Below are 25,982 nucleotides of genomic sequence, written 5' to 3'. Positions count from 1 at the left end.
AGAGAAACGCGACGCAGCAGGCTCCACCTCGAACCGGAATGGCCGGCGCAAGCAATAATCAGGAGATCACTACGAAGAGGGGGGAAACCCCAGCCATTACTTGGGGCGTGATTTGAATCTACACCCCTGCTCAATCAATGCGCCGTGAACCTGTTACGACAGTTGCGTGAAACACCCTGCCGAAATGGCATGTGCTTATACAAATGCTTAGGTGCAGCTGATTCACCACTCAGACTGAACCATTAAGAATTCCTTTTCCGTCGCACTCGCTTGATCGTGCGCCAACGATCAATGGGGAGTGATACGCGCGAAACACGGGTGTCTGCTGTGCATATATGCGTTCCGCAGGCGCTGAATCCTGATGCCAGCACCGCGCAACAGCGACGACGGCGCTAGCATTCAACACACCAATCCGCATCGGAGCTCGCATGCAACAGACTGTGATTCCCCAATTGCGCATGACCAACGCCGTCGTCAGCGTGCCGTTCTACCAGCAGCTGGGCTTCACCATCGACTGGGAGCACCGCTTCGCGCCCGACATGCCCCTGTTCGTGCAGATCAGCCGCGACGGCCAGCTGCTGTTCCTGACCGAACATGCCGGCGACTGCGAACCCGGCGGCGCGGTGTACTTCCACGTGCCCGACGTGGATGCCCTGCACGCCGCCTTCGTGGCGGCTGGCGCCGCCGTGTTCCGCGCGCCGGACGATGTGCCGTGGGGTGGCCGCGAGATGATGGTGGTGGACCCGGACCATAACCGGCTGCGGTTTGCTACACAGGGGGAGTGAACCCACTCACGCGCCCTTCCCCCGCTGACGGATGAACCAGTAAGGGACGGCAAACGGCACGCGATTGAAACCCCCGCAACGGCCCGCATTGACAGGGAGCGCCCGCGGTTGGGCGCTCTCAGGAGAAATGCATGCCGCACCATGAAAAGGTCGCCCTGGCGGGCGTCATCGAACACGTCTTTGCGCATCGGTTCACCCTGCTCTGCAACGACGAGCAGGTCTACCTGGCCGATCTAGGCCCCAAGGGTGCCGAGGCGTTCCCGCTCAAGCCGGGCCTGGCCGTCAGGCTTGAGGGGGAACAGCGTCCATCGGAAATCAAAGTCGCACGTATCGCCAGGAAGGGCGGCGCCTCTGTCGCGGTGGAACACAAAAAGCCGCATCACGGCCCCAAACACCCCCACGCCGACGTGCCAGCAGACCCGCGCATCGTAGTGGCCGCGGTGAAGAAAGCGGGCTGGACCATCACGGGCAAGCCCGAACGCAAGCCCAAGCACTTCGAAGTCCTGGGCCGGCACGATGCCGGTGACTGGACCGAACTGCATGTGGACTTTGCAGGCACGATCTACAAGCAGAAAGTCGCCGACCACGCGAAGTGGGACCTGCCCGCCTGACCTGCCCGCACCACGCACCATCAGCGCCCCGGATCTTCCGGGGCGCTACAGCGGCTAGGCCGACTGCAGGTGCCACTGACGCAGCGCCGCCCCTTTCAGGGCCTGCTCGCCGCAGCCGGTGGGACACCGCAGCACGCGCGCCGCCGACGTACTGACGAAGCCCTGCCCTTCCTGCGCCTTGAAGATCACCTCGCACGACAGGCAGCGCGCCACCATCGAATACAGGTGGACGATGCGTCCGCTGCTGGGGTCCTGCAACGCGCTCACATCCAGCAGATCGAACTGGCAGCTGTCGGGCAGCGCGCGCCGGGGAAGCGGATGGGAAACGGGGGTCTGCAGGTTCACGAGCGCGCGCCATGGTGGGGGTGGGCAAAACTCTAAGTGGCCCGATGTGGAGCGCGAGTGCAGATGTCGTGCAGCCCACGCACTGCTGCCGGATGTTCATCGCGCGAACGTTGCAACCCTGAACCGTTTGGTATCGCGCGGCAGGATTTCACTCACGCCACACCCCCCATGCAAGCAGCATGACCACGCCCACTCTGGGCGATAAGCGAGGCGTTGAACATGGACAAGAATCGTACCGAAGGTGCAAAGAACCAGGTCAAGGGCACCGTGAAGGAAGTCGCCGGCAAGGTCACGGGCGACAAGGCCCAGGAGCTTGAAGGCAAGGCCCAGAAGACCGTCGGCAAGGTGCAGAGTGAAGTAGGCAAGGCGAAAGACAACGCCCGCCACTGACGTGCGCGCACTGCTCCCGAGCTGCGGCGACGGAGCAGTAGCGGTTGCCCGAACATTGCCCATCCATCCGGCGCCCGGGGCCGGCTGCAGGTGCGACAAACCGTCGCAATCCCGCAGAAACCCGGTGACTGCGCCGCGTGGGGCGCCACATATGGCCTAGAATCCGGGCCGTGCGCTCCCCTGCTCTCCACCGCTGGCTTCACGCCTGGGCCTGTCTGGCCATGTTGCTTGTGGTGGTCGCTCCGCTGGTGAGCCGGGCGCTGGCGCATCCGCCGTGGGCTACCGTGCAGCCACTGCATGCCCATGCCGCGCATGCCCAGCCGGTGGCTACCGCCGCAGCACATGCGCACCCGATGCATCACGATGCGGCCCATGGCAGGGACCACGCCATGATGGCTCCGTCGGCACACGCCGAATCAGCACCCGCACCCGCAGCCACGCCTTCTGGTGATCCCCATGCGCAGCACGACATGGGCGTGGACTGCGATTACTGCGTGATCGCCGCACGGATGATCAGCCTGCTGGTCGCCCTGCTTCTGCTGATGGCCGTCGGCCCCGTGCAGTTCCGGCCCCTGGCGGGCCTGTTGGATACCCGGCACTCTCCCTCCCCGGGAACACTTGGCGCACGCGGCCCACCGCACGCCCTCGCCTGCTGATCCAGCCCAGGTCCCAAGGCGCGCCTCGCGCCAGACCTTCATTTCCCGCCCTGGATGCCCGGCTCTTGCCCGGGTGCACGCGCGTGGCGCTGGCTTCAGCCCGTCCCCTCCACCATCCGGCGCACACGCCGGCGCCTTTGCCTGTCTCGACCCCCTGAGGGTCGCGGCATTTCGATGCTGTGCACAATGAACCGATCTCCTGTTTCCCACCGGCTTTCCCACGCCGTCTTGGCCGCCCTCGCCTGCACGGTCCTGGCCCCATTGCCTGCCACCGCCCAGGACGGCACCGTGCTCACCCTGGGCACCGTGCAGGCTCGGACCACCGCCGAACGCGCGCTCCCGGCGCGCGCGGTGTTCAGTTCAGTGGACATCATCGGCGGCGACCTGTTGCAGCAGCAGAAGGTGGACCACAGCTGGGAGCTGCTGATGAACGCCCCCGGCGTGCAGGTCACCCAGTTCAAGATGGGCACCGATGCCGGACGCTTCTCCTTCCGTGGCTTCAACGGCGAAGGCCGCATCAACGCGGTCAAGCTGCTCATCGACGGCATTCCCAGCAACGACAACGCCGGCGGCATGCCCTATTTCGACGCCGTGTTCCCGCTGGATATCAGCGCGATCGAAATCGTGCGCGGCACCAACGACGCACGCTATGGCCTGCATGCCATCGCCGGTGATGTCAACGTGCTCACCCGCCAGGGCGGCAACGATGGCCAGCTGAGCATTACCGTAGGCAGCTTCGGCACCCGGGACGTCCAGGTGGCCAAGGGGTTCGAGAACGGCGCGTGGTCGCAGAACTACTTCATCGGCTGGCGCGGCGCGGACGGCGAGCGCGACCACGCCGAGGGCACCCAACGCAGCTTCGCCGGCAAATGGTTCTACACCGATCCCGATGGCCGCTGGCGCGCGGGCCTGACCAGCCGCTATTACAAAAATACCGCGCTGGAAGCCGGCTATCTGAGCTACGCCGAGGTGCACGCCAACCCCAACCAGTCGCCCGCCTACGCCCGCGATGATCGCAGCGAGCGCGAAACCCTCCAGACCGCCCTGCACCTCGATGGCGCGCTGGGCAGCGACGGGAGCTGGAGCGCCAAGGCCTACCAGAATGACTACCGCAACCAGCGCTGGGTGACGTTCACCGCGGGCGGGGCGCAGCAGGAGCGCTTCAACGACGAAACCCACCGTGGCCTGATCCTCACCACCACCTGGCGCCCCACTACGGCCCTGGCCGAGTTCGTGCTGGATGCCGGCGTGGACGGCCAATGGCAGGACAACACCGCACGCCGCTTCCGCACCGTCACGCGCGAGCGCCAGGCCACCCTGCGTGACTGGGATTTCGACCTGGACACCCGGGGCGCCTACGTGCAGGCCGTGATCCGCCCCACCCAGGCGCTTAAGATCGTGCCTGCCTACCGCGTGGACCACATCGAGGGCGACTTCCACAACGTGGCCACTACCACCCATGCGCCGGTCTACGACTACGGCCTGATCAAGCAGCCCAAGCTGAGCGTGTCCTACGACCTGGCCAGCAACACCGTTGCCTACGCCAACTGGGGCCGCACCTTCCAGATCGGCAGCGGCAACGGCGCCTACCGCACCCAGGCCGGCAACCTGTCGCCTTCCATCAACGAAGGCTGGGAAACCGGCCTGAAGTGGGCGCCCTCCCACGGCCTGCAGACCCGGGTGGCCTACTGGGAACAGCGCGCGTCCGATGAGGTGGCGACCATTCTGGGCGTCAACGGCAGCGTGGGCAGCAACGACGTGGGCAACGTCGGAAAAACGCTGCGCCGTGGCTGGGACGCACAGCTGACCTGGCAGGCCACCCCGCGCTGGCGCGCCTGGGCCTCGTATGCGCGGCAGAAGGCGGTGATCGACGTACCAGACCCCGCCGCACCGAACACGCGGGGGCGGCAGATCGAAAACGTGCCGAACTGGCTGGCCAGCGCCGGCGTGGAGTACGCCCCCACGGCAGACTGGACCTTCAGTGCCTGGGGTAATGGCCAGGGCGACTACTTCGTGGAGCGCACCAACACGCTGGGTCGTTACGGCGGCTATGCGCTGTTGAACCTGAGCGCCCGCTACCAACTGGACGCGCGCAACCAACTGGCCCTGCAGCTGAAGAACGCCACCGACCGCTTTTACGTGTATGCCTGGTATGACAGTGGCGCGTCGGGCTACTCGCCGGGCGATGGCCGCGCGCTCTACCTGAGCTGGACCCGGGAGCTCTGAGATGCACATCCCCACCACACTCGCCCCAGACCGCTGGCGCTTCTACCGCGCGGTATGGCGGTGGCATTTCTATGCCGGCCTGTTCGTGCTGCCGTTCATCGCCTGGCTGGCGCTGACCGGTGCCACCTACCTCTACCAGAAGCCCATCGACCGCTGGGTGCACCATGACCTCAAGGTAGCCGCACCCTCGCCGCAGGCGCCCGCGTTGCCCAGCGCGCAGATTGCCGCTGTCACCGCCGTTACCCCCGGCGACGTGTTCCGCTACACCACGCCCGAACGCGCCGATGGCAGCGTGGAAATCGGCGTGCTGCAGCCCAACGGGCAGCGCGAGGTCTACTACGTGCACCCCGCCACCGCGCAGGTACTCGGGCACCTGCCCGACAAGGGCACCTTGTCCGGTGTGGTGCGCCGGCTGCACAGCCTGGACCTGTTGGGCGACTACGCCAGCGCACTGATCGAGATCGCCGCCGGCTGGGCCATCCTGCTGGTGCTCACCGGCCTCTACCTCTGGTGGCCACGCGGGCAGCAAGGCGGCGTCACCACCGTGCGCGGGCGACCCAGGCAGCGCCTGTTCTGGCGCGACCTGCATGCGGTCACCGGCGTCTGGGTCGGGTTGGTGCTGCTGTTCCTGGCCGTCACCGGCATGCCGTGGTCGGTGGTGTGGGGCAAGCAGGTCAACGCGTGGGCCAACGGCCAGGACTACGGCTATCCCGCTGGCGTGCGCGTGCAGCTACCGATGTCGCAGCAACGGTTGGCCGATACCACCACCCCCACCTGGTCGATGGAGCAGGCGCGGCTGCCGGCGTCGGCCCTGCCCCATGCGCATCACGCACCTGCCGAAAAGCACGCCGGGCACGAAGGCCACGGCGGCGGAGCACTGGGCGACCTATCACCGCAGCCGGGCGCCATCGGCATCGACGCGGCCGTGCAGCGGTTCAGCACGCTCGGGCTGGCGCCCGGCTACAGCGTGGCCCTGCCGCGTGGCCCGATGGGCGTCTATACCGCCTCGGTCTACCCGGAAGACGTGGCCGGCCAGCGTGTGGTGCACCTGGACCAGTACAGCGGCCGGGTGCTGCTGGACATGGGCTACGCCGATTACGGCGCAGCGGGGCGCGGGCTGGAATGGGGCATCAACGTGCACCTGGGCCAGGAGTACGGCACGTTCAATCGGCTGTTCCTGCTGCTGGCCTGCGCGGCGATCGTGATGCTGTGCGTGAGCGGCGCGGTGATGTGGTGGAAGCGCCGGCCACGCGGCGGCATCGGGGTGCCGCCATTGCCGAAGGAACGCCGGACGGTAGCCACCGTGTTCGCAGTGCTGTGCGTGGGCGGCGTGCTGTTCCCGTTGGTCGGCGCGTCACTGCTGGTGGTGGGCGTGCTCGACGTCATCGCCAGCGGGGGATGGCGTTCGCCGAGCCAGGCCCGGGAGTAAGCGCAGGGTCACCGGTCGCGCCGTCACCCGACCTCGAACACCACATCCTTCAGCGTCCCGGTGAAGGCAAACGGCGAGTGATACTGGCGCGAGACGGCCTCGCCCAGATCGCGGCCGATATCCAGCGTTTCGGTGGCGCTGTAGCGCGCAGGCGGCACGTGCGCGAACGCCTGTCGTGCCACCTCCTTCCCATCGATCTCCAGCCACCCTGTCCCACCGCCACCGTATTGCGTGCTCTCATGGGTGTAGTGGAAGGCCACGGTCACCTCGCCCTCGGGCAGCGTGCCACCGGCCCGAAGCAGGTCGCGCTCGCGCCCAAAGAAGTTGTTCTCGTACATCAGCTCCCCGGCCTTGATGAAGAACGTGTAGCCGGCGCCACCGCCGGCGGCGACGATCACGCCTTCCGCCCCACCGGCTGGAATCACCAGGCGCGCGGTGATGGAATGGCTGCGCGCCTTTACATCCGGTGCGGTGCCTTCGCTGATCCGGGTGGTGCCGGCGTAGTACTTGAACCGTGTGCGGCCGCGGGTCACGCTCGGGCGATCCGGGATGTGGGCGCGCTCGGAGAAGCGGTCATCCAGCGGGAACACGAAATTGGCTTCCGCTTCCTGCTTGAAGATCGCCAGCAGCTCGGCCAGTTTCTCCGGGTGCTCGGCCGAGAGGTCATTGGCCTGGCTGAAGTCCTGGCTCAGGTCATAGAGCTCCCAGTGGTCGTTCTCGAAGTTGCCGTCCCGCCCCAGCAGCACCCACGGCACGCCGTGATGGGCAGAGGCGATCCAGCCCTCGTGGTAGATGGCGCGGTTGCCTGCATTCTCGAAGTACTGGGTGAGGTGGGTGGACGGGGCCGACGCATCGGCGAAGGTGTGGATGAAGCTGCGGCCATCCAGCGCCTGCTGCCTGATGCCGTTCACCGACTCCGGGAACGGGATACCCGCGGCTTCGTAAATGGTGGGCGCGATGTCCACCACGTGCTGGAACTGCGCGCGCAGCTCGCCGCCGGCCTTGATCTTCGCCGGCCAGGTCACCGAAACGCCCGTGCGGTTGCCGCCGAAGTGGCTCGCCACCTGCTTGGTCCACTGGAACGGGCAATCGATGGCCCAGGCCCAGCCGACGGCGAAGTGGTTCTCATGGTGGCCCTGCCCGATTTCATCGATCGCCGGCAGCATGCTGGCCACGTCGTCGGGGAAACCATTCTGGGTGGCCATGTTGTTCAACGTGCCGAACAGGCCGCCTTCAGGGCTGCAGCCGTTGTCGCCGAGCACGGCGATGATCAGGGTGTTGTCCGCATTCGGCAATGCGTTGACCGCGTCCAGCAGTCGGCCCACATGCTCGTCCAGATGGGTCAGGAAGCCGGCGAAGCACTCCATCTGCCGCGCGAACAGGCGCTTCTCATCGGCGCTGTGCGTGTCCCAGGCCGGCAGCTCCGCCGGGCGCGGGGTCAGCTGCGCATCCGGCGGCACCGCGCCGATCTTCTTCTGGCTCTCGAACAGGTCTGCCCGATAGGCATCCCAGCCCATGTCGAAGCGGCCCTTGAACGGCGTGATGTAGCGTTCCGGCACGTGGTGCGGGGCATGCATCGCGCCCGGTGCCCAGTACAGGAACCACGGGCGGTCCGGGGTGATCGACTGGCGGGTGTGCAGCCATTCAATCGCCTTGGTGGCCAGGTCGTCGGTGAGGTGGTAGCCCTGCTCGGGGGTCGTGTCCGGTTCCACCGGGGTGGTGTTGCGGAACAGTTGCGGGGTGAACTGGTTGGTCTCCCCGCCCATGAACCCGTAGAAAGTCTGGAACCCCTTGCCGGTGGGCCACCGGTCGAAGGGGCCCACCGGGCTGGTTTCCCAGTCGGGGGTGTTGTGCCACTTGCCGAACGCCGCAGTGGTGTAGCCGTTGTAGGCCAGCACCTGGGGGATGGCGGCGTTGTCATCGGACCACATGCTGTTGTAGCCGGGGAAGCCGGTGGAGCCTTCGGTAATGGAGCCGTTGCCGGTGCGGTGATGGTTGCGCCCCGACAGCAACGCAGCCCGGGTGGGCGAGCACAGCGCGCAGTTATGGAAGTGACTGTAGCGCAGCCCGGTCTTGGCGAGGGTGTCGATGTTGGGCGTGGGAATCAGGCCGCCAAACATCGACGTTCCCCCGTAGCCCAGGTCGTCGATCAGGATGACCAGCACGTCCGGCGCGCCGGACGGCGGTGACACCGGCTGTGGAAAATCGGCCGTGGCCTGTTTGTAGTTCTCGCTGATGCGGCCGCCGAATGCCGGCGGTGGCAGGGGCAGGTTCTGAACGTCGTCGTTCATCGCGATGTCCTTTGGCTGGGATCGACATGAAGGGGGCGGCATCAGTATCCCCAGCCGCTCGCCCCGCCATCGTCCGCATAACTACTGGCGCTGCGCGGTAAATCTACTGACGTCACCCAAGCGCGGTAGCCGGCAGAAACAGGGCAGCGCAGCGCCAGTACTTCTACCTACCCGCCCCACCGTTCTTCTTCGGATGCCATCCCGACGCGCCGCCGCGACACTGAACATTCCGTTGATCGAGGCGCGACCATGAGTCAGGAACTCCCCGGCAGCACCCTTCCGATTCCCGACCAGGCCTACCAGGGACCGCTCTCCTTCGACGCCAAAAAGCTGGGCGTGAAGCTGCCGCCGATTACCGCCAAGCGCCCGCCCGACGGCGCGCCCAATGTCCTGCTGATCATGTTCGATGACGTTGGTTTCGGTGCCGCCAGCGCATTCGGTGGCCCGGTGCGCACGCCCACCGCCGACCGGCTCGCCAACGGCGGCCTGCGCTACACCCGCTTCCACACCACCGCGTTGTGCTCGCCCACGCGCGCCGCGCTGCTCTCCGGCCGCAACCACCATGCGGTGGCCATGGGCCACATCACCGAAACCGCCACACCCGCGCCCGGTTACCGCTCCACCCGCCCCAACTCGGCCGTGCCACTGCCGGAGATCCTGCGCCAGAACGGCTACAACACCGCCCAGTTCGGCAAGTGCCACGAAGTGCCGGTGTGGGAATCCGGGCCCACCGGCCCGTTCGACCATTGGCCGGCCTTCAGCGGCTTCGAGCGCTTCTACGGCTTCATCGGCGGCGAGACCAACCAGTGGACGCCCGCGCTGATCGACGGCGTGTCCACCGTCGAGGCACCGCTGGACCCGGGCTACCACCTCATGCCCGACCTGGCCGACAAAGCCATCGACTATGTGCGCCTGCAGAAGAGCCTGACCCCGGACAAACCCTTCTTCGTGTACTTCGCGCCCGGTGCCACGCACGCACCGCACCACGTGCCCAAGGACTGGATCGCCAAGTACAAGGGCAGCTTCGACCAAGGCTGGGACGCACTGCGCGAGGCCACCTTCGCCCGCCAGCGCGAGCTGGGCGTCATCCCCGCCGATGCGGTGCTCACCCCGCGCCCGGACGGCATCCCCGCCTGGGACGACATGCCCGACGAGCTCAAGCCGATCCTGGCGCATCAGATGGAGGTGTATGCCGCGTTCCTCGAATACGCCGACCACCACACCGGCCGGTTGATCGACGCGCTGGAGGAACTGGGCGTGCTGGATGACACCTTGGTCTACTTCATCATCGGCGACAACGGCGCCTCGGCCGAGGGTGGCATCAACGGCGCCTTCATGCTCACCACCGCCTCCAACGGTGGCGCCGAGTACGAAACCGCCGCATTCTGGAAACAGCACCTGGACGAGGTGGGCGGGCCCACGGCCTACAACCACTACGCCGTCGGCTGGGCCCATGCGCTGTGCACGCCCTACCAGTGGACCAAGCAGGTGGCCTCGCATTACGGCGGCACGCGCAACGGCACCATCGTGCATTGGCCCGCGCGCATCTCCGGCAGCGGCGAGCTGCGCAGCCAGTGGCACCACGTCATCGACGTGGCACCCACCATCCTCGACCTGGCCGGGCTGGCGCAGCCGCATACCGTCAACGGCGTCACCCAGGTGCCGATGCACGGCGTGTCCATGGCCTACACCTTCAACGACGCCGAAGCCGACGAACGCCACCTCACCCAGTACTTCGAGATCATGGGCAACCGCGGCATCTACCACGACGGCTGGACCGCGCAGACCAAGCACCGCACCCCGTGGGACGTGGTGGCCAAGGGCGTGGATTTCTCGCAGGACGTCTGGGAGCTCTACGACACCCGCACGGACTGGACCCAGTCCGACAACCTGGCCGCCGCCCAGCCGGACAAACTGGCCGAACTGCAGCAGCTGTTCCTGATCGAGGCGGTGCGGCACAACGTCCTGCCCATCGACGACCGCGCCGCCGAGCGCATGAATCCCCAGCTCGCCGGCCGCCCTACCCTGACCACCGGCGACACCCTGCGCCTGTATCCCGGCATGACCCGCCTCGGCGAAAACGTGGCGATCAACGTCAAGAACCGCTCCTACGCGGTCACCGCCGAGATCGACGCCCCGGCCGAGGGGCAGCTCAATGGCGCCATCATCGCCCAGGGCGGGCGCACCGGCGGCTGGTCGTTCTTTGCCGAGAACGGCAAGCTGGGCTACCACTACAACCACTGCGGGCTGCTGCGCAAAACCGTGCTGTCCGAGGCGGACATCGGCACCGGGCGCCACCAGGTACGGGCCGAGTTTGCCTACGCCGGCGGCGGCATCGGCCGCGGTGGCACGGTCACGCTATACATCGATGGCACGGCGGTGGGCAGCGGCGCGATCGAACGCACGCATCCGCTGTACTACTCCTTCGATGAAGGCCTGGACGTGGGCATCGACACCGGCATGCCCGTCTACGAGGGCTATCTAACCGAGCGCGGCAAGTTCAACGGCACCATCCAGTGGGCCGAGATCCAGCTGGACCAGGACGACCACTCGCACATGATCGACCCCGAGGACCATCTGGCGGCGGTGATGCGGCATCAGTAGCGGGGCGCGAGCAGGCGGGGTGCGTCGCTGCCGGTCCCGCGCGGCTACAGCAGCACCTGCCGCGTGCTGGCGAGATAGCGATGAATGTCCTTTTCCACCGTCTCGTCGATCATGTAGACCGGCCGCTGGCCATTGGGGCAGCGCAGCCGCGGGGTGGTCCCGAACAACCGGCAGATCAGCGGGCGCTCCTGGTAGATCTCGCACCCCTGCTTGCCCAGGTACGGGCAGCTGAGCTCGGCCAGGGCCGCATCATGCTCGGCCTCGCTTTTGACCGGGAGGCGCGCCATCTCCTCGGTCGACACAGTGACCGGACCACAGCAGTCGTGGCAGCCGACAATGCACCGGAAGGACGGGATCTGATCGCGCAGCCGCAGTAGGGTGTCGCTGTTCGTGTAGGGCATTGCGATGAGCCTCGGCCAGGCATCGACGGTAGGGCATTTTACTCCCCCGGCCGCCTCGATGTTGCAGGGCACGGCCGGACGCGCTGGATGACCCGCGCCTGGCGGAGCGCGCCCCACCCGGCGGGTTGATGCCGATCAGGCGACCGGTGACTCAAGCGCCGTCACGCGTCGCCCCTGCAGGTACAGCACCATCACCGCCAGCACCGCAGCCCCTGCCCCCGTCAGCGGGACGAACGCCAAGGTCGCAACGCCGATCGTGAGGCTGCCCAGTGCACCGCCCAGCGCCGTCCCGAGATTGAAGGAGGCGATGTTCAGCCCCGCCGCCACCGAACTGTAGCCGGGAATGAGGCGCTGGGCCTGCCTGAGCAGTCGCAGGGTCAGCAGCGTCACGATAGAGAAGAAGCAGACGCCCAGTGTGCCGACCAGAATCATCATCACCACGGGCATGCGAGCGAAGCCGTACAACCCGAGCAGGTTCAGCGCCAATGCGCCCAGCGCCAGCCGCAGGCTGCGATCCACGTCCATGGCGTCGGCAAGGACGCCGCCCAGCAGATTGCCGGCGATGGCACACAGGCCGAACAGCAGCATCCCCAGGCTCAGCCACTGCACATCCACCGCCGTCACCTGCTGCAGGTACGGCGAGACGAAGGTAAAGAACGAGAACGTGGCGATGCTGACGAGCGCGCCGATACCGGCGGTGATCAACAGCTGCGGATGGGTGATGGCCTTGATGCCCCTCCACGCGCCACGCCCGGCTGCATCCACTCCGCCCTCGCCGCGCGGCATGCACAGCGCCAGCCCCAGCATGCCCGCCACACTGAGCACGCCGATCGCCACGAAAACCACGCGCCAGGACCACAGGCTTCCCAGGTACGTGCCAAGGGGAACGCCGATGGCCAGTGCGAGCGTCAAACCGATCCACACCACCGACAGCGCCCGGCCTGAGCGCTGTGGATCCACCAGCCGGGTGGCGGCGTCGGAGGCCACCGCCATGAAGACGCCGTGGCCCAGGCCGACCACGAAGCGGATGGCCAGCAGGACCACCAGCGTGGGCGACGCACTCATCAGCAGGCTGCCCACCGCCAGCAACGCCGTGGCCAGCAGCAGGATCTGCCTGTCCCGCCAGTGGGCAACCAGTGCCGTGATGAACGGTGCGCCGATGGCCGCGCCCAGTGCGTAGGCGGCGATGGCCGTGCCGACCAGCGAGATCGGCGCGTCAAGGTCATCGGCAACGGCGGTCAGCAGCCCCGCGACGATGAACTCGGAAAGGCCGAACGCGAATGCGCACAGCGAGAACACATAGATGGCGGCGGGCATTGCAGATCCTCAACAGCGATGCTGCCGAAGACTAGGGGCTTGCCTGGCGCGGGTGAAGGACTGTCTGCATACCGCACCAAGACGCGGTGCATCTCATCCGCTCAGGGCGGTGACAGGGCGTCCAGCACAGCGTGTATCAAGCGGTCGCGGATCGCTGACGTCCGGGTCGCGTTCCACGCCATGAACAGGTCCAGCCGGGCCATCTCGTCGGGCGCCTCCACCTGCAACGGGCGGAACACCACGTCCTCCCGCGCGTCGGTGGCTACCGACGCGGGCAGCAGCGCGACACCGAACCCGGCGGCAACCAGGGCCACCAGGGTCTGCATCTGCCGGCCGTGCTGCACGATGTTGGGCACGAACCCTGCTGCCTGGCACAGGCCGATGAGCTGGTCATGGAAGCCCATGCCAAGCGTCCGCGGTGAGGCGACGAACGCCTCGTCCCTGAGCGAGGCCAGCGCAACGGTCGGGGCCGCCTCCAGCCGATGGCCGGCGGGCATCGCGACGACGATCGGCTCACTGGACAAGGCCGCCATGCGCAAATGCGGGGTAGACGTGCCTGGCGTCCGCATGAATCCGATATCCGCCCTGCCCTGCTCCAGGGCGACGACCTGCTCCTGGGTAGTGGCCTCCACCATGGTGAACGAAACGCCGGGCCACGCACTCCGAAACGCGCGAAGGGCACGCAGCAGAGGGGCGTAGGGCGCAATGTTGATGAAGGTCAGCGTGAGGTGGCCCTCAATGCCCTGCGCAACCCGTCGCGTCTGCGCCACGCCCTCGTCCAATGCGCGCAGGGTGCTGCGCGCGGTGACAAGGAAGGCCGCACCGGCCGGGGTCAGCGCCACGCTGCGGTTGGTGCGCACGAACAGAGGCGCACCCAGGGCACTCTCCAGCTTGCGGATTGCCTGGCTCAGCGGCGGCTGCGCCATGTGCAGCCGCTCGGCAGCACGATTGAAGTGCAGCTCTTCAGCAACGGCGACGAACTGTTGGAGCAGGCGGGTCTCGATCACTGCAACGCCACACCTTGTGTCTGCCTGGATTGGGCCGGTGCAACATAGCAAATCACTGCGCTGCGGGCGCGCATTCTTGCCCAGAGCGCAAACCGGGGTGCCAACGTGATGGGCGGTGCAGGCCTGCCTGCAACCGCCTGCCGCGCGTCAGACCGTGTAGTCGATCTGGCTCATGTGGGCTTCTCCCATCCGGTCACCGTAGACCGGGAACCTGGACAACGAGGTCTCGATCTCCTGGACGTCTGCCGGGGTCAGGCGCAGCCTGGCGGCCCCCAGGTTTTCCAGGAGATGGGCGGCGCTGCGTGTGCCCGGAATGGGCACGATGTTGGGCCCCTTGGCAAGCAACCAGGCCAGCGATACCTGGGACGGCGTCGTCCCTTTCTTCGCCGCGTACTGCTTGATCCATTCGATGATGGGCATGTTCAGCGGCAGGAACTCCCTGGAAAAGCGCGGGAACCCTGCCCGGAAGTCCGCCTTCGGGTCGAACCGGGTGGACGTGTCGATCGTTCCCGTCAGGAAGCCTTCGCCAACCGGTGCCCACGGTACGAAGCCGATACCCAACGCAGTGCAGGTGTCCAACACGCCGTTGAGTTCGACATTGCGGGTCCAGAGGGAATACTCGCTCTGCACGGCGGCAACCGGCTGCACCGCGTGCGCGCGCCGGATGGAGGCGGCGCTCGCCTCCGACAGCCCGAAATTGAGCACCTTGCCCTGGGCAATCAGATCCTTCACCGCACCGGCCACCTCTTCCACCGGCACATTCGGGTCGATGCGGTGCTGGTAGTAGAGGTCGATGCGGTCGGTGCGCAGTCGCTTCAGCGATTCCTCCACCACCTTGCGAATATGCTCGGGCCTGCTGTTGGTGGCGATGGTGCCATCGATGGCGAACCCGAACTTCGTCGCAATCTTCACCTTGTCGCGGAAGGGCTGCAGGGCTTCGCCCACCAGCGTTTCATTGGTGTAGGGCCCGTAAACCTCCGCGGTGTCGAAGAACGTCACGCCGTTCTCGAATGCGGTGCGCAGCGTCTTGATCCCCTCTTCCCTGGGCATCGCAACGTTGTAGTTGCCGGACATGTTCATGCAGCCGGCGCCGATCTCCGACACCTCCAGCGTTCCCAGTTGTCGCTTCTTCATTGCCATAGGTCCTGTAGCCAAAACAGTTCGTGCGCCAGCGTCCTGGGCAGCGCCCAGGCCCAGCATCGATCCCGCTGAAACGGCGGCGCCGATCAGCGCCGCGCGCGTGATGAATGCGCGGCGGCTGCCAATGTGCACGCCTTCGTCTTCCCGCGGCCCTGCGTTCGTGCCTGCATCCATCGTCATCTCCGGTCAGCGGGGTGGCGGCCAGTGTAGGCAGCGGCCCGCGACCTGCAGTTGCCTGGACTGACGGATTGATTGCACGATCCAACGCGCGTGCCAAAGCGCCGTTGACGCGCCTGTCTGGCGGGAGGATGCTCGCCCTGTTCCCCAACACCCTCAAAGCGCCGTGAAAACGCTCACCACTCCCTGGATGGCATCGCCCGCACCGCTGTTGGAGGCGGTGGCTGGCATTGCCCAATGCGATGGCGACTTCCCCACGGTCATCCGGGGGTTGAGCGTCCACCGGCGCAGCACCCTGGGCGCTCCCATGCCGTGCATCTACGGGCTTGGGCTTGGACTCACCCTGCAGGGACGCAAGCAGGTTCTGATGGGCGATGAGGTGTACGACTTCTCGCCAGGCATGTCGCTGCTCACAACCGTGGATCTTGCGGTGGCGTCCCATGTGGTGGAGGCCAGCCGGGACACTCCGTTCCTGGGCATGCTGCTCACCCTCGATCCGGAAACGGTCATCGACGAAGCCGCGCGAATGGACCTTCCTCCGTTGCCCAAGGGCTTCAGCTACAGGCCCATCTCGCTGGAGCCTCTGGACGCCCCATTGGTCGAAGCGCTTTTACGGCTGGTCCGGCTGCCGTCCGAGGAACGCCTGGTTGGCGCGCTGGCCCCGCTGATCCGCCGGGAGATCACCATCAGGCTGCTGGCCGGCTCCCACGGACCGCACCTGCGCCACGTGGTTACGGTGGGCACGCCCGGCCAGCAGATCGCCAACGTCATGCGGTGGCTCAAGCTGAATTTCCATCGCACGCTGCGCATGGACGAACTGGCTGCGTCCGCCAACATGAGCCCGTCCACGTTCCGGCAGCACTTCCGCGACGTGGCCGGCATGAGCCCGCTGCAGTACCAGAAACAGCTGCGCCTGCAGGAGGCGCGGCAGATCATGCTCAACGAGCATGTGGATGCCAGCGTGGCCGGCCTGCGCGTCGGCTACGAAAGCCCCTCGCAGTTCAGCCGCGAATACAGCCGGCTGTTCGGTGCGCCCCCCCAGCAGGACATCCGCCGGCTGCGGGTCAGCTGAGCGCCACGCTTTCCGCATCAACAGGATCAAAAACAATGAGCGCACAACAGGTATGGCTGATCACCGGTGCCGGTCGCGGCCTGGGCGTTGATATCGTCAAGGCTGCCCTTCAACAGGGGCATCGGGTTGTAGCGACCGCACGCAACGTGGGGAAGGCCGCCGCCCGGCTGGGTTCGCATGCCAACCTTCGCGTGGTGGCGTTGGACGTGACCCGCCCCGAGCAGGCCGAGGCCGCCATGCAGGCCACGGTTGAGGCGTTCGGGCGCCTGGACGTACTGGTCAACAATGCAGGCAACTTCCGGGCCGGGTTCTTCGAAGAGTTGAGCCCCGACCAGATTCGGGACCAGATCGAGACCCTGCTGTTCGGGCCCATGAATGTCACCCGGGCCGCGCTGCCCCGGATGCGGCTGCAGCGCGCCGGGCTCGTGGTCACCATTTCCTCCACTGCAGGCATTGCCGGGCAGGCGTTCTGCAGTGCCTACGCTGCGGCGAAGTTCGGCATCGAAGGCTGGATGGAGTCGTTGTCGGACGAAGTGCGGCCGTTCGGCATCCGCACGATGCTGGTGGAGCCGGGCTTCTTCAGAACCGAGCTTCTCAGCCAGGGCTCGACGGAGTATGCGGCGCTGTCGATAAGCGACTACGCCGATCGCACGCGGGATACCGTAGAGGCGTGGAGCGGAATGGATGGCAAACAGGGCGGCGACCCCGCCAGGTTGGCGGCCGCCGTGGTGGAGCTGGCAGGGCGTGAGCAACCGCCGGTTCGGTTTGCGGCCGGGGCCGATGCCATTGAAGTGTTTGAGAACAAGGCGAGGCAGCTTGTCGACCAGGCGCAGGCATACAAGGCGCTCTCCCGCTCGTTGGTGCTGGAGTAAGCGCCAGAGCCATTCGGAAGCCACGTTCTGCAGGGCCGGCTGCAGGTCCCTTGCTGGGGAGCACCCCGAGTTGGCGCGGTTGCTGCCGCAAAGAGTGGGGCCCAACGCCTCGTCAACCCTGACATTCGCTGGGTTGAAATACCGGATTGATCCTGCACACTGGGGGAACGCAAGGAAGCTGATTACCCATGACCCGCCTGCTCATCATCGAGGACAACCCGGAGTTGGTTGCCAACCTGTACGGTTTTTTCGAACCGCTGGGCTATGTCCTGGACGATGCACGTGATGGAGCCACCGGGCTGCGCCTGGCCACGCAGAATGATTACGACGCCATCCTGCTGGACCTGATGCTGCCGCGGCTGGATGGCATGACGCTGTGCCAGAAACTACGCCAGGAGTTCCAGAATCCGGTGCCGATCCTCATGCTCACCGCACGCGACCCGGTCGACGACCGGGTGCAGGGACTGGCGTCGGGAGCGGACGATTACCTGATCAAGCCCTTCTCGCTCCGGGAACTGCATGCGCGCATCCAGGCCCTGGTGCGCCGCGCCCAAGGCCGACAGGTGCAGGGCACCCTGGCCTGGGAAGACCTGCAGGTGGACACGCGCGCGCCCCAGGCGTGGCGGCAGGGCCAGACCATCAGCCTGACCCCCAGCACGCACAAGCTCCTGCTGTGCCTGATGCGCGCCGCACCTGCCGTGGTCCGCAAGCAGGAGATGGAATACCTGCTCTGGGGCGAAAATCCCCCCGACAGCGGCGCACTGCGCACGCACATCCATGAGCTTCGCCAGCACGCCGACCGGAACTTCCCGTCCACGCTGATTGAGACGGTTCACGGCGTCGGCTGGCGGTTGAGCAAACCCCAGAAGGCCAGCGCGCAATGACGCGCGGAGCCGGGCCGAGGCCATGAGATCGATCTACCGCCACCTCACCCTGCGCACGCGCATCATCATTTCCTTCGTGTTGCTGATGGTCGCCGTGATGGGCTTTATCGTGGCCGCAGAGCAGCTCGACTACGATGAGCTGCGGGCCTACGTCATCTCCAAAAGCCTGCATAGCGAGATGCAGCGCCTGGAAGCGGAGATGGCCAACGGCACCCGCCCCACCCTGCCCGATGGCAGCCAGTTGTATGACGCCACCACCGCGCCCGCCGCGCTGCGAAGCTATACGCCCGGCTACTACAGCGCCAAACATCCCGACGTCTGGCACCTGCTGGTGTTCGACCGTGACGGGCAGCGCTACTACCTGCGTCAGGACGCCAAGCGGTACCAGTACCTCGAGCACGTCATCGACGCGTACGCGTTGGTGGTCATCCTGTCGTGCATTCTGTGCGCATTCTGGATCGGTCGGCTCACGGCGGCACGCGTCATCGCGCCCATCACCCGCCTGGCCGATGCGGTGGAGCGCAAGGAAATGCCATTCCCGTTCCAGGATGCCCGGGACGAAATAGGCGTACTGGCGCGCGCCTTCGCACAACACAGCGATGAAGCCGAGCAGTTCCTGCAACGCGAACGCTGCTTCGTCGGCGATGCCAGCCATGAACTGCGCACCCCGCTGGCCATCATCGCCGGCGCGGCCGAGACCATCGTGCACCAGTTGCCCGCGGACAGTCACCTGCGCGCCAGCGGCGAGCGGATCATGCGTACCACCCAGGAGATGCAGCGCCAGTTGACCTGCCTGCTGTTGCTGTCCCGCGACCCGCAGCGGCTTGAGAAGGAAGAGGTGGCGCTGCGCCCCTTGATTGAAGAGTGCATCGCACGCTGCCCGCCCTGGCTGGCCAACAAACGGGTGGCGGTGGTGCTGGACGCCCCGCACGATCCGCGCCTTCACACCAACGCCGAGCTGGCGCGCAGCGTGGTCTGGAACCTGCTGCGCAACGCGTGCCAGTACACCGACGAGGGCCAGATACACATCAGCGTGCAGCACACCACCCTGGTCATCGCCGACACCGGCCCAGGCCTGCCACCCAGCGTCGATCCCCAGCAGTTCCAGCGTTTCACCCCCAGCGTCCGCCAGAGTGGCGAAGGCCTTGGCCTGTCCATCGTGCAGCGGATTGTGGAACACCTGGGGTGGCACATGGCCGTGGAAAGCTCGGAGGACGGCTGCCGCTTCACCCTGGATATGTCCGCAACGCAATGACCGTGGCCAACAGGTGCCTGGCCGTTCGCACGGTGGCCACGCGCTGCAACAGGACCGCCTCCTGACAGGTTTCTGACGCGGCCTTGCCAATGCTCTGCAGCCATCATTTCTCTATGAGCTGCCCATGCAACCGCCACTTCCCCGTGGAACCGGCAAGTATCCCCACGGCAAAACCGGCCTGAGCCGGATCCTGCACACCGTCATTTACTCCCGGGATGGCTTCATGGCCACTGTCCGGAGCGAGGCCGCCTTCCGGCAACTGCTGGTCCTGCACGGAGTGCTGATGGCCGTCACCTTCGTACTGGACCTCAGCCCGGCGGAACGCGCAGTGATGCTGGCCGTCAGTTTCATCAGCCTGTTGGTGGAGCTGCTGAACTCCGCCATCGAGGCGGTGGTGGACCGCATCTCGCTAGAGCGCCACCCGCTCTCCAAGAATGCCAAGGACATGGGCAGTGCAGCCCAGAGCGTGGCACTGCTCATGGTCGCGGCGGTATGGGCGGTCGTGCTGCTGGCGTAGGACGCTGGTTTATCGAGGAGCAGAAAACCTGACAACTTCCTGATACCCGCATTTTGATACTTCGCGCACTTTTCACTCCCTGGAAGAATGCGCGTGTTTCAACGTCTTGTTTCTGTACGGCTCAATCCGGTCCACCTCAACTGGATCGCCGCGCTGTTCTTCGCCACCCTGGGCAATCTGGCAGTGTGGCAAGCGCTGTGGACCCACATGGTGTTCGACAGCCTGCGCAGCGTGCTGTTCTTCACCAGCCTGCCCATCTTCCTGTTCTGCGCCTTCAACCTGCTGCTTGCCCCGGTGCTCGCACTGCCTTACCTGCGCAAGCCGCTGCTGGTGCTTCTGCTGCTGGTCAGTGCGGCGTGTACGTACTTCATGCTGCACTACGGCGTGCTGATCGACCGCAGCATGGTGCAGAACGCGCTGGAGACCAACCACGCCGAGCTTGTCTCCTACTTCTCCCTGCCCTTGCTGCTCACCCTGCTGGCTCTGGGCGTTCTGCCTGCTGCGGCAATGGTCTCCCTGCCTGTCCGCCGCATCGAAGGCGCTCTGCGCACCACGTCCTGGTGGCTGCTCAATACCGTGGCGAGCCTGGTGATCCTCTCCGTCGTGGCGCTGGCCTTCTACAAGGACTACGCCTCGCTGCTTCGCAACAACCGGCAACTGAAGGACCAATTGCTCCCGGTCACCGTGGTGCGCAACGCCAAGGGCTACCTCACGCGCAAGTACATCACCGTCTCGCGGCCCCTGCAGCCGGTTGCCGAAGACGCCCGGCGGCCTGGATCGGTGGATGGCCGGCGGCCCCGGCTTGTCATTGCCGTCGTCGGTGAAACCGCCCGGGCCCAGAACATGCAGCTCACAGGCTACCCGCGCGCGACCAATCCGGTGCTGTCCATGCGCAGGGACGTCATCGCGTTCACGCAGGTTTCCTCGTGCGGCACGGCCACCGCCATTTCCGTGCCCTGCATGTTCTCCCGCATGGCACGGGCGCAGTACGACGAGGTACGCGCGGCGACCGAGGAGAACCTGCTGGACATCCTGCAGCGTACGGGTGTGGGCATCCTCTGGCGCAACAACAACAACGGCGGCTGCAAGGGCGTGTGTGCACGCGTGCCCACCGAGCACATGCCTGCGCTCAAGGTGGCCGGCCAGTGCGTCAACAAGGACGGCACCTGCTACGACGAGGTGCTGCTGCACCAGCTCGGGGCTCGCATCGATGCCCTGCAGGGCGACGCGCTGATCGTGCTTCACCAGCTGGGCAGCCATGGCCCCACTTACTTCCAGCGCTACCCGCCAGACGCCCGGGTGTTCAGCCCCACCTGTGACAGCAACCAGATCCAGACATGCACCAACGAGGCGCTCACCAACACCTACGACAACACCCTGGTCTACACCGACCGAATGCTGGGCAAGGCCATCACCCTGCTGGAGGGCTACGCGGACCAGCGCGACGTGGCCCTGATCTACGTGTCCGACCATGGCGAGTCGTTGGGCGAGCGCGGCATGTACCTGCACGGCACACCGTACATCATTGCGCCGCCGGAGCAGACGCACGTGCCGTTGGTCATGTGGTTCTCGCAGGGCTTTGCAGACCGCGCGAGCCTGAGCCTGCCCTGCCTGCGCGACCGCGCCGAGCAGGGGCGCTACAGCCACGACAACCTCTACCACTCCCTCCTGGGCCTGTTCGACGTTGAGACCGGCGTCTATCGGAAAGAGCTGGACGTGTTCGCGGGCTGTCGTGCCTCTGCGGCAGGTGCGGGGCCGGGCATGGGCGCACTGGCGGAGCCGTCCGGCACCTGACCCCGCCTCGTCACGGTTGGCAGGGGTCGTCCCGCTCGTCCCTCAGGCCCCGCCACCGGTCCCTTTCCCTTGTGCTGCCGTCACTTTCGGCCTGTCACCGATCCGTGCGCCCCGCATGCTGCGGCTCCCTCATCCCGCCTCTTCGTATGACCCGACGACACGATATCGACGCCCTGCGAGTGCTCGCCTTTGCGCTCCTCATCCTCTACCACCTGGCCATGGCCTATGTGGATGGCTGGGGCTTCCACCTCAAAAGCACCCACACCACGCCGGACCTGCAGTGGCCGATGCGCCTGGTCAACGGCTGGCGCATGTCGCTGCTGTTCCTGATTTCCGGGGTGGCCATCGCGCTGCTTGGGCCGCGCGTGCCTGCCGGGCGCTTTGCACGCCTGCGCACGTGGCGGTTGCTGCTGCCGCTGGCGTTCGGCATGTTCGTGGTTGTCCCGATCCAGCCCTACTGCGAAGCCGTCAGCAACGGCCATGCATCGCCCGGTTTCGGCGCCTTCCTCCTGCGCTACTGGCAGGTCCGCCCCTGGCCGGAGGGCAGCTTCGCCGGCGCCCGGTTCGGCATCACCTGGAACCACCTGTGGTATCTGGCCTACCTGTGGTGCTACAGCATGGTGCTGGTTCTGCTCAAACCGCTGCTGGATTCGGCACCGGTTCGTCGGGTTACGGGGCGCATGGCACGGGCCCATGGCCTGCTGCTCATCTTCGGGCCGGCGGCCGTGCTGCTGCTGTGGCTGGTCTGGCTCGCCCCTGCGCATCCGGCTACCAACACCCTGGTGAACGACACCTACCAGCATGCGAAATACTTCACGGTGTTCCTGATCGGCTACACGCTTGGGCGGGAGCCTGTCTTCTGGCAGCGCGCTGTCGCCCTGCGCTGGTCCAGCCTGCTTGCCGTGGGCGTGGCGGTCTGCTGGTACTTCCTGCTCGAAGCACTGGGCCAGTGGCTGCCCGCGGATTCGGTCCTGCGCACGTGGCCGGAAGGGTTCTGGAGCCTGCAGTCGCGATTCTGCGAAATGCTCTACGTGTGGGGTGTCATGCTCACCCTGCTGGGCTGGGCCAAGCGCCATCTCGACCGACCCTTCGCCTGGCTGCCGTACTGCACCGAAGCGGTCTACCCCTGGTACATCCTGCACCAGAGCGTGCTCATCGCGGCCCTGTTCTGGTTGAAGCCGCTGCACCTTGGTCCTGTGGTTGAACCCCTGCTGGTCCTGCTGGCAACGGTGGCCGGTTGCCTGCTGCTGCACGAATGCCTCATTCGCCGCGTGCGCTGGCTGCGCCCGCTGTTCGGGTTGAAGGCCGCCAACGGCAACGTGCCCAGGCGCCACACGACGGGCGTTGATCGTGTTCGTGGCGCTACTCCAGGCGATTGATGGACGGCGGAAGGGCCGTGGGCGACGTCGAGCATCACGACGGAGGGAACACAACCTTGGCATCACGAATGAACAACGCGCGCAACTTGTCCCAAAAGTCTCCACCGAGGATGAACAGACTGACCAGGAGGAGCAGATCGCCCGTCATGGCCACCATCTGCGGATGCTGCATGCGCAGAGAATCGCCCTGCGGCACGACGTAGGGCCCGATTGAACCGAGCACGATGACCGCGATGAACAAGATCAACCCGAGGCGGTAACGCAGCGGGCTGACAGTGGCCGCAGGCGCGAAACGCTTCAGGCGCGCTGCTATCAGGGACTTCAGATAGGCAAACCCAGGCTTCCCCATGATTGCCACGGCAAGCACCAGAAAGAGTTTTGGAAAGCCCAGCAGCAACACGCCATTGAGCGTGGTCTTCATTCCATCGCTCAGAGCAGAAGCGTCCACTACAGGCATCAGGCCCAATCCCAACCCCCAGCCGACAACCCACACCGCGACCCCAAGTAGAAGTCGTCGCTTCTGACCAGGCGATTGTGCAGCAGGCGGCTGGTTGGTCATCCCGGGTGATTCAAGCGTGGTCATGGTGATCCTCCTCCGCGATCAGCGCGGATGGGTCGGGGTGGGAACGGAGCGTGTCCGGGCCACTTCTGGAGCGGGCAGGCAACGCCACAGCAGGTGCATCATTGACAACGCAAACGCACCGGCCAGCGCGAACTGAACCAGCCGGGTGAGCCAGAGAATCGACGAAACCGGCCCAGCGGAAAGCGCCGAGCCGAAGATGATGAGGGCAGCGTTGCACGCGACAAGTGCTACCGCGCCGATAGGCCCGCCCTTGGCTATTCCATGACCAAAGGGAATCAGCACCATCAGCAGCAAGATGGATAGAAACAGCAGATTTGGCGTGGTCAACAGCACCAGATATAGGCACCAACCCAGCAGGCCGCCGATAAGGTTTCCGAGGATGAGTGCACGTGCATGCCGAGCGCTCTGCGCCGGGTCGAAATTTATGACCAGCATCACCGTGGTCACAATTACCGGTAGTGCGTCCAGGAGCCCGAACAGCAAGTAAGCCAGCAGAATCGGCAGCAGGACGGCGGTTGAAAGCAGCGCCAGCAGGAAGGGGGAGCCTCGCAATTGCGCGGCGGCGGCGGCCGGGCGCTGCGCGGCCGCGGCGGGCCATATCTGCTGCGCCAAAAGGATGAGGACCAAGGCCAGCCCCATGCCGCGAACCAGCGCCCAAGGCAGCAGCACAGCTTGCGCCGGCGCGGTCAGGACGACCACCGGAATAACAGCCAGGCAGATCAGCAGCAGTATCGCGGGCAGCTTCGGACGCCCGATCAGCAGCGCATTGAACGTCAGCAGCATGGCTAGCGTGACCAGGCCGAAGAGTACAAACGGCACACCACGCAGCAGTATCGCCAGGATATACGGCACCCCAGCCACGACCGCCATCACGATGGCCATTCCTACGGCCATACGCAGCGTCAGCCTGCCTGGCAACCCGGCCAGCAGCACAGCAGCCAGCACGGCGGCAAGAAAACTGGGCCACCAGCGCAGCGACTCGCCGATCACCAACGCAGCGGTGACCACGAACGCGAAGCGCAGCGTCGCATGCGTCAGTGCCCTTTGCTCCCAAGCGGCCGATGCATTCATCGGAGGTAACTCAGTTGTGCCACCGCCCAGATCCAGGCACGCGCCAGCAGGTTCAGCGGCGAGCGCTCGGCCGTCAACACCACCACACTGGCCTGCGCGCCGCTGCGGCCAAGGGGAAGCGGCGGGCCCTTCTGCTCTGTGTCCACCACGATGCGGACGGGAAAACGTTGGGGCTCCCGCAGCCAGCCGCTTGGCGCATCCACGGTCGGCAACTGGCCCGTCGGCGCTTCTCCGCCCTGGGCGATGCCCCAGCCAACGCTGTCCACGCGCGCGGAGAACACCTCGCCCGGCCGATCGTCAAAGGTGACGTAGGCGCGATCACCGGGAGCAATGCGGCCCAGTTGGTTTTCACGCATTGCCGCCGTCACCCAGCGCGGCCCGCTCGCCATGAAGCCGAGCACCGGCTGGCCGCGGCTGACGAACTGCCCCGGGGTCAGCCGCAGATTGGTGACCGCCCCGGCGACGGGCGCCACAATCGTGGCCCGCTGCAGCTCCAACGAGGCCTGCTCTACCCCTGCCTTGGCCTGCTGCACCTGCGGGGCCAAGGCGTCGCTGCTGCCCGCACGTATGCGCGCGCGCTCGGCTTCTGCTTCGGCACGCTGGATTTCGGCGCGGGTGCGGGCAATGTCCGCTCGGGCCCGAATTGCCGACGTCTCCGACAACGCCCGCTTGGCTGCCAGGTCGAGCACGATCTTCCCCAACTGCTGGCTACTCGAGAGCTCGACACGTTGGCGCTTCAGCTGCGCACTCGCCACTCGCACGTCGGCGGCCGATGAATCGGCCCCCTGCTGCGCGACTGCCAGGCTCGCTTCCGCCGCCCGCAATGCAATCTGGAAGGGCACAGGGTCCAGGCTGAACAGGGGTTGCCCCGCCCCGACCGTCTGGTTGTCGCGCACGTGCACAGCGATCACAGGGCCGCTTACCTCGGCGGCTATCTGTACCAGGAAGCTGTCGACACTGGCATGGGCGGTGTATGGGGTGAAGCGATCGGCAATAACGTGGTAAACGAATACGACAATCAGCAACAAAAGAAGCGTGCGCACCAGTGCGCGCAGCGGTGGACGCCCGCCTTGGGATTGCTCGGCCGCGGCTGCCGGCGTGGGCGATGCCCGAGTCTGGCCGACCTCGTCAGGTTCCTCTGTCGATCCTTCGGACTGCATCATTGCCGCTCCGCTA

At 66.2% G+C, this 25,982-nt stretch carries 23 protein-coding genes; 14 read left to right on the top strand and 9 right to left on the bottom strand.

Annotation, left to right across the window (positions count from 1 at the left end):
• Nucleotides 1-428 precede the first annotated feature (428 nt).
• Both ABIA71_RS06905 and ABIA71_RS06900 read left to right on the top strand, forming a co-directional pair.
• Entirely contained in the window at nt 429-785 is a 357-nt protein-coding gene (locus tag ABIA71_RS06905) for a bleomycin resistance protein (RefSeq protein WP_354284214.1), read from the top strand.
• Nucleotides 786-916: 131 nt separating this feature from the next.
• On the top strand, nt 917-1,396 hold the full coding sequence (locus tag ABIA71_RS06900) for a hypothetical protein (RefSeq protein ID WP_354284212.1): 480 nt from the start codon (nt 917-919) through the stop codon (nt 1,394-1,396).
• Nucleotides 1,397-1,450: 54 nt separating this feature from the next.
• Here ABIA71_RS06900 and ABIA71_RS06895 read toward each other — a convergent pair whose 3' ends face one another.
• Nucleotides 1,451-1,741, bottom strand: coding sequence for a hypothetical protein (locus tag ABIA71_RS06895; RefSeq protein ID WP_354284210.1), 291 nt, complete (start codon nt 1,739-1,741; stop codon nt 1,451-1,453).
• Between the two features lie 219 nt (nt 1,742-1,960).
• Between ABIA71_RS06895 and ABIA71_RS06890 the strand changes: the two genes are divergently transcribed.
• The 4 genes from ABIA71_RS06890 to ABIA71_RS06875 all read left to right on the top strand — a co-directional run bounded on the left by ABIA71_RS06890 (nt 1,961) and on the right by ABIA71_RS06875 (nt 6,442).
• Nucleotides 1,961-2,131, top strand: a complete 171-nt coding sequence (locus ABIA71_RS06890) for a CsbD family protein (RefSeq protein WP_081797188.1) — start codon at nt 1,961-1,963, stop codon at nt 2,129-2,131.
• Between the two features lie 221 nt (nt 2,132-2,352).
• A complete protein-coding gene (locus ABIA71_RS06885; RefSeq protein WP_354284406.1) occupies nt 2,353-2,787 on the top strand; it encodes a hypothetical protein in 435 nt (144 codons plus the stop codon).
• A gap of 186 nt (nt 2,788-2,973) precedes the next feature.
• Entirely contained in the window at nt 2,974-5,013 is a 2,040-nt protein-coding gene (locus ABIA71_RS06880; RefSeq protein WP_502961209.1) for a TonB-dependent receptor, read from the top strand.
• Nucleotide 5,014: 1 nt separating this feature from the next.
• Complete coding sequence (locus ABIA71_RS06875) at nt 5,015-6,442, top strand: PepSY-associated TM helix domain-containing protein (protein WP_354284205.1); 1,428 nt, start codon at nt 5,015-5,017, stop codon at nt 6,440-6,442.
• A 23-nt stretch (nt 6,443-6,465) separates the two neighbouring features.
• Here ABIA71_RS06875 and ABIA71_RS06870 read toward each other — a convergent pair whose 3' ends face one another.
• Nucleotides 6,466-8,733 carry an arylsulfatase gene (locus tag ABIA71_RS06870; RefSeq protein ID WP_354284203.1) on the bottom strand — a complete coding sequence of 756 codons (2,268 nt, stop codon included), beginning with the start codon at nt 8,731-8,733 and terminating at the stop codon, nt 6,466-6,468.
• A 249-nt stretch (nt 8,734-8,982) separates the two neighbouring features.
• On the opposite strand from ABIA71_RS06870, the gene ABIA71_RS06865 reads away from it, so the two are divergent.
• Nucleotides 8,983-11,337 (top strand): arylsulfatase, encoded by a 2,355-nt coding sequence (locus ABIA71_RS06865; protein WP_354284201.1) that lies wholly within the window; start codon nt 8,983-8,985, stop codon nt 11,335-11,337.
• A gap of 44 nt (nt 11,338-11,381) precedes the next feature.
• Here ABIA71_RS06865 and ABIA71_RS06860 read toward each other — a convergent pair whose 3' ends face one another.
• The 4 genes from ABIA71_RS06860 to ABIA71_RS06845 all read right to left on the bottom strand — a co-directional run bounded on the left by ABIA71_RS06860 (nt 11,382) and on the right by ABIA71_RS06845 (nt 15,196).
• Nucleotides 11,382-11,738 carry a YkgJ family cysteine cluster protein gene (locus tag ABIA71_RS06860; protein ID WP_128095436.1) on the bottom strand — a complete coding sequence of 119 codons (357 nt, stop codon included), beginning with the start codon at nt 11,736-11,738 and terminating at the stop codon, nt 11,382-11,384.
• Nucleotides 11,739-11,873: 135 nt separating this feature from the next.
• Nucleotides 11,874-13,055, bottom strand: coding sequence for an MFS transporter (locus ABIA71_RS06855; protein WP_354284199.1), 1,182 nt, complete (start codon nt 13,053-13,055; stop codon nt 11,874-11,876).
• A gap of 101 nt (nt 13,056-13,156) precedes the next feature.
• On the bottom strand, nt 13,157-14,062 hold the full coding sequence (locus ABIA71_RS06850) for a LysR substrate-binding domain-containing protein (protein ID WP_354284197.1): 906 nt from the start codon (nt 14,060-14,062) through the stop codon (nt 13,157-13,159).
• A 147-nt stretch (nt 14,063-14,209) separates the two neighbouring features.
• Nucleotides 14,210-15,196: an aldo/keto reductase gene (locus ABIA71_RS06845; RefSeq protein WP_502961213.1), complete on the bottom strand. Its 987-nt coding sequence runs from the start codon at nt 15,194-15,196 to the stop codon at nt 14,210-14,212.
• A 373-nt stretch (nt 15,197-15,569) separates the two neighbouring features.
• Here ABIA71_RS06845 and ABIA71_RS06840 point away from each other — a divergent pair, with 373 nt between their 5' ends.
• The 7 genes from ABIA71_RS06840 (at nt 15,570) to ABIA71_RS06810 (ending at nt 23,152) form a co-directional block, all read left to right on the top strand.
• Nucleotides 15,570-16,451: an AraC family transcriptional regulator gene (locus tag ABIA71_RS06840; protein WP_354284194.1), complete on the top strand. Its 882-nt coding sequence runs from the start codon at nt 15,570-15,572 to the stop codon at nt 16,449-16,451.
• Nucleotides 16,452-16,486: 35 nt separating this feature from the next.
• A complete protein-coding gene (locus ABIA71_RS06835; protein ID WP_354284192.1) occupies nt 16,487-17,323 on the top strand; it encodes an SDR family oxidoreductase in 837 nt (278 codons plus the stop codon).
• Nucleotides 17,324-17,511: 188 nt separating this feature from the next.
• Nucleotides 17,512-18,207, top strand: a complete 696-nt coding sequence (locus ABIA71_RS06830) for a response regulator transcription factor (protein WP_354284190.1) — start codon at nt 17,512-17,514, stop codon at nt 18,205-18,207.
• Between the two features lie 22 nt (nt 18,208-18,229).
• The gene (locus ABIA71_RS06825) at nt 18,230-19,462 is read left to right on the top strand and encodes a sensor histidine kinase (RefSeq protein WP_354284188.1); all 1,233 of its coding nucleotides are present in this window, start codon (nt 18,230-18,232) and stop codon (nt 19,460-19,462) included.
• A 124-nt stretch (nt 19,463-19,586) separates the two neighbouring features.
• Nucleotides 19,587-19,979, top strand: coding sequence for a diacylglycerol kinase (locus ABIA71_RS06820; protein ID WP_354284186.1), 393 nt, complete (start codon nt 19,587-19,589; stop codon nt 19,977-19,979).
• 93 nt (nt 19,980-20,072) lie between these two features.
• On the top strand, nt 20,073-21,773 hold the full coding sequence (locus ABIA71_RS06815; protein ID WP_354284184.1) for a phosphoethanolamine transferase: 1,701 nt from the start codon (nt 20,073-20,075) through the stop codon (nt 21,771-21,773).
• 146 nt (nt 21,774-21,919) lie between these two features.
• Nucleotides 21,920-23,152 (top strand): acyltransferase family protein, encoded by a 1,233-nt coding sequence (locus ABIA71_RS06810; protein WP_354284182.1) that lies wholly within the window; start codon nt 21,920-21,922, stop codon nt 23,150-23,152.
• A 34-nt stretch (nt 23,153-23,186) separates the two neighbouring features.
• Here ABIA71_RS06810 and ABIA71_RS06805 read toward each other — a convergent pair whose 3' ends face one another.
• The 3 genes from ABIA71_RS06805 to ABIA71_RS06795 are packed head-to-tail and all read right to left on the bottom strand — an operon-like array spanning nt 23,187 to nt 25,969.
• The gene (locus ABIA71_RS06805) at nt 23,187-23,735 is read right to left on the bottom strand and encodes a hypothetical protein (RefSeq protein ID WP_354284180.1); all 549 of its coding nucleotides are present in this window, start codon (nt 23,733-23,735) and stop codon (nt 23,187-23,189) included.
• 18 nt (nt 23,736-23,753) lie between these two features.
• Entirely contained in the window at nt 23,754-24,806 is a 1,053-nt protein-coding gene (locus tag ABIA71_RS06800; protein WP_354284178.1) for a DUF2955 domain-containing protein, read from the bottom strand.
• Nucleotides 24,803-25,969, bottom strand: coding sequence for an HlyD family secretion protein (locus ABIA71_RS06795; protein ID WP_354284176.1), 1,167 nt, complete (start codon nt 25,967-25,969; stop codon nt 24,803-24,805). The genes ABIA71_RS06800 and ABIA71_RS06795 overlap by 4 nt, the downstream gene beginning before the upstream one ends.
• Nucleotides 25,970-25,982 lie beyond the last annotated feature (13 nt).

The organism is Stenotrophomonas sp. 2619, assembly GCF_040548725.1.
Taxonomy (GTDB): domain Bacteria; phylum Pseudomonadota; class Gammaproteobacteria; order Xanthomonadales; family Xanthomonadaceae; genus Stenotrophomonas; species Stenotrophomonas maltophilia_AP.
This window is presented reverse-complemented; position numbering and strand designations above follow the sequence as displayed.

Excerpts from the sequence above, each read along its gene's own strand:
- ABIA71_RS06905 (WP_354284214.1), top strand. The coding sequence starts at position 429 with ATGCAACAGACTGTGATTCCCCAATTGCGCATGACCAACGCCGTCGTC.
- ABIA71_RS06900 (WP_354284212.1), top strand. The coding sequence starts at position 917 with ATGCCGCACCATGAAAAGGTCGCCCTGGCGGGCGTCATCGAACACGTC.
- ABIA71_RS06890 (WP_081797188.1), top strand. The coding sequence starts at position 1,961 with ATGGACAAGAATCGTACCGAAGGTGCAAAGAACCAGGTCAAGGGCACC.
- ABIA71_RS06885 (WP_354284406.1), top strand. The coding sequence starts at position 2,353 with ATGTTGCTTGTGGTGGTCGCTCCGCTGGTGAGCCGGGCGCTGGCGCAT.
- ABIA71_RS06880 (WP_502961209.1), top strand. The coding sequence starts at position 2,974 with ATGAACCGATCTCCTGTTTCCCACCGGCTTTCCCACGCCGTCTTGGCC.
- ABIA71_RS06875 (WP_354284205.1), top strand. The coding sequence starts at position 5,015 with ATGCACATCCCCACCACACTCGCCCCAGACCGCTGGCGCTTCTACCGC.
- ABIA71_RS06870 (WP_354284203.1), bottom strand. The coding sequence starts at position 8,733 with ATGAACGACGACGTTCAGAACCTGCCCCTGCCACCGCCGGCATTCGGC.
- ABIA71_RS06865 (WP_354284201.1), top strand. The coding sequence starts at position 8,983 with ATGAGTCAGGAACTCCCCGGCAGCACCCTTCCGATTCCCGACCAGGCC.
- ABIA71_RS06860 (WP_128095436.1), bottom strand. The coding sequence starts at position 11,738 with ATGCCCTACACGAACAGCGACACCCTACTGCGGCTGCGCGATCAGATC.
- ABIA71_RS06855 (WP_354284199.1), bottom strand. The coding sequence starts at position 13,055 with ATGCCCGCCGCCATCTATGTGTTCTCGCTGTGCGCATTCGCGTTCGGC.
- ABIA71_RS06845 (WP_502961213.1), bottom strand. The coding sequence starts at position 15,196 with ATGAAGAAGCGACAACTGGGAACGCTGGAGGTGTCGGAGATCGGCGCC.
- ABIA71_RS06840 (WP_354284194.1), top strand. The coding sequence starts at position 15,570 with ATGGCATCGCCCGCACCGCTGTTGGAGGCGGTGGCTGGCATTGCCCAA.
- ABIA71_RS06835 (WP_354284192.1), top strand. The coding sequence starts at position 16,487 with ATGAGCGCACAACAGGTATGGCTGATCACCGGTGCCGGTCGCGGCCTG.
- ABIA71_RS06830 (WP_354284190.1), top strand. The coding sequence starts at position 17,512 with ATGACCCGCCTGCTCATCATCGAGGACAACCCGGAGTTGGTTGCCAAC.
- ABIA71_RS06825 (WP_354284188.1), top strand. The coding sequence starts at position 18,230 with ATGAGATCGATCTACCGCCACCTCACCCTGCGCACGCGCATCATCATT.
- ABIA71_RS06820 (WP_354284186.1), top strand. The coding sequence starts at position 19,587 with ATGCAACCGCCACTTCCCCGTGGAACCGGCAAGTATCCCCACGGCAAA.
- ABIA71_RS06810 (WP_354284182.1), top strand. The coding sequence starts at position 21,920 with ATGACCCGACGACACGATATCGACGCCCTGCGAGTGCTCGCCTTTGCG.
- ABIA71_RS06805 (WP_354284180.1), bottom strand. The coding sequence starts at position 23,735 with ATGACCACGCTTGAATCACCCGGGATGACCAACCAGCCGCCTGCTGCA.
- ABIA71_RS06800 (WP_354284178.1), bottom strand. The coding sequence starts at position 24,806 with ATGAATGCATCGGCCGCTTGGGAGCAAAGGGCACTGACGCATGCGACG.
- ABIA71_RS06795 (WP_354284176.1), bottom strand. The coding sequence starts at position 25,969 with ATGATGCAGTCCGAAGGATCGACAGAGGAACCTGACGAGGTCGGCCAG.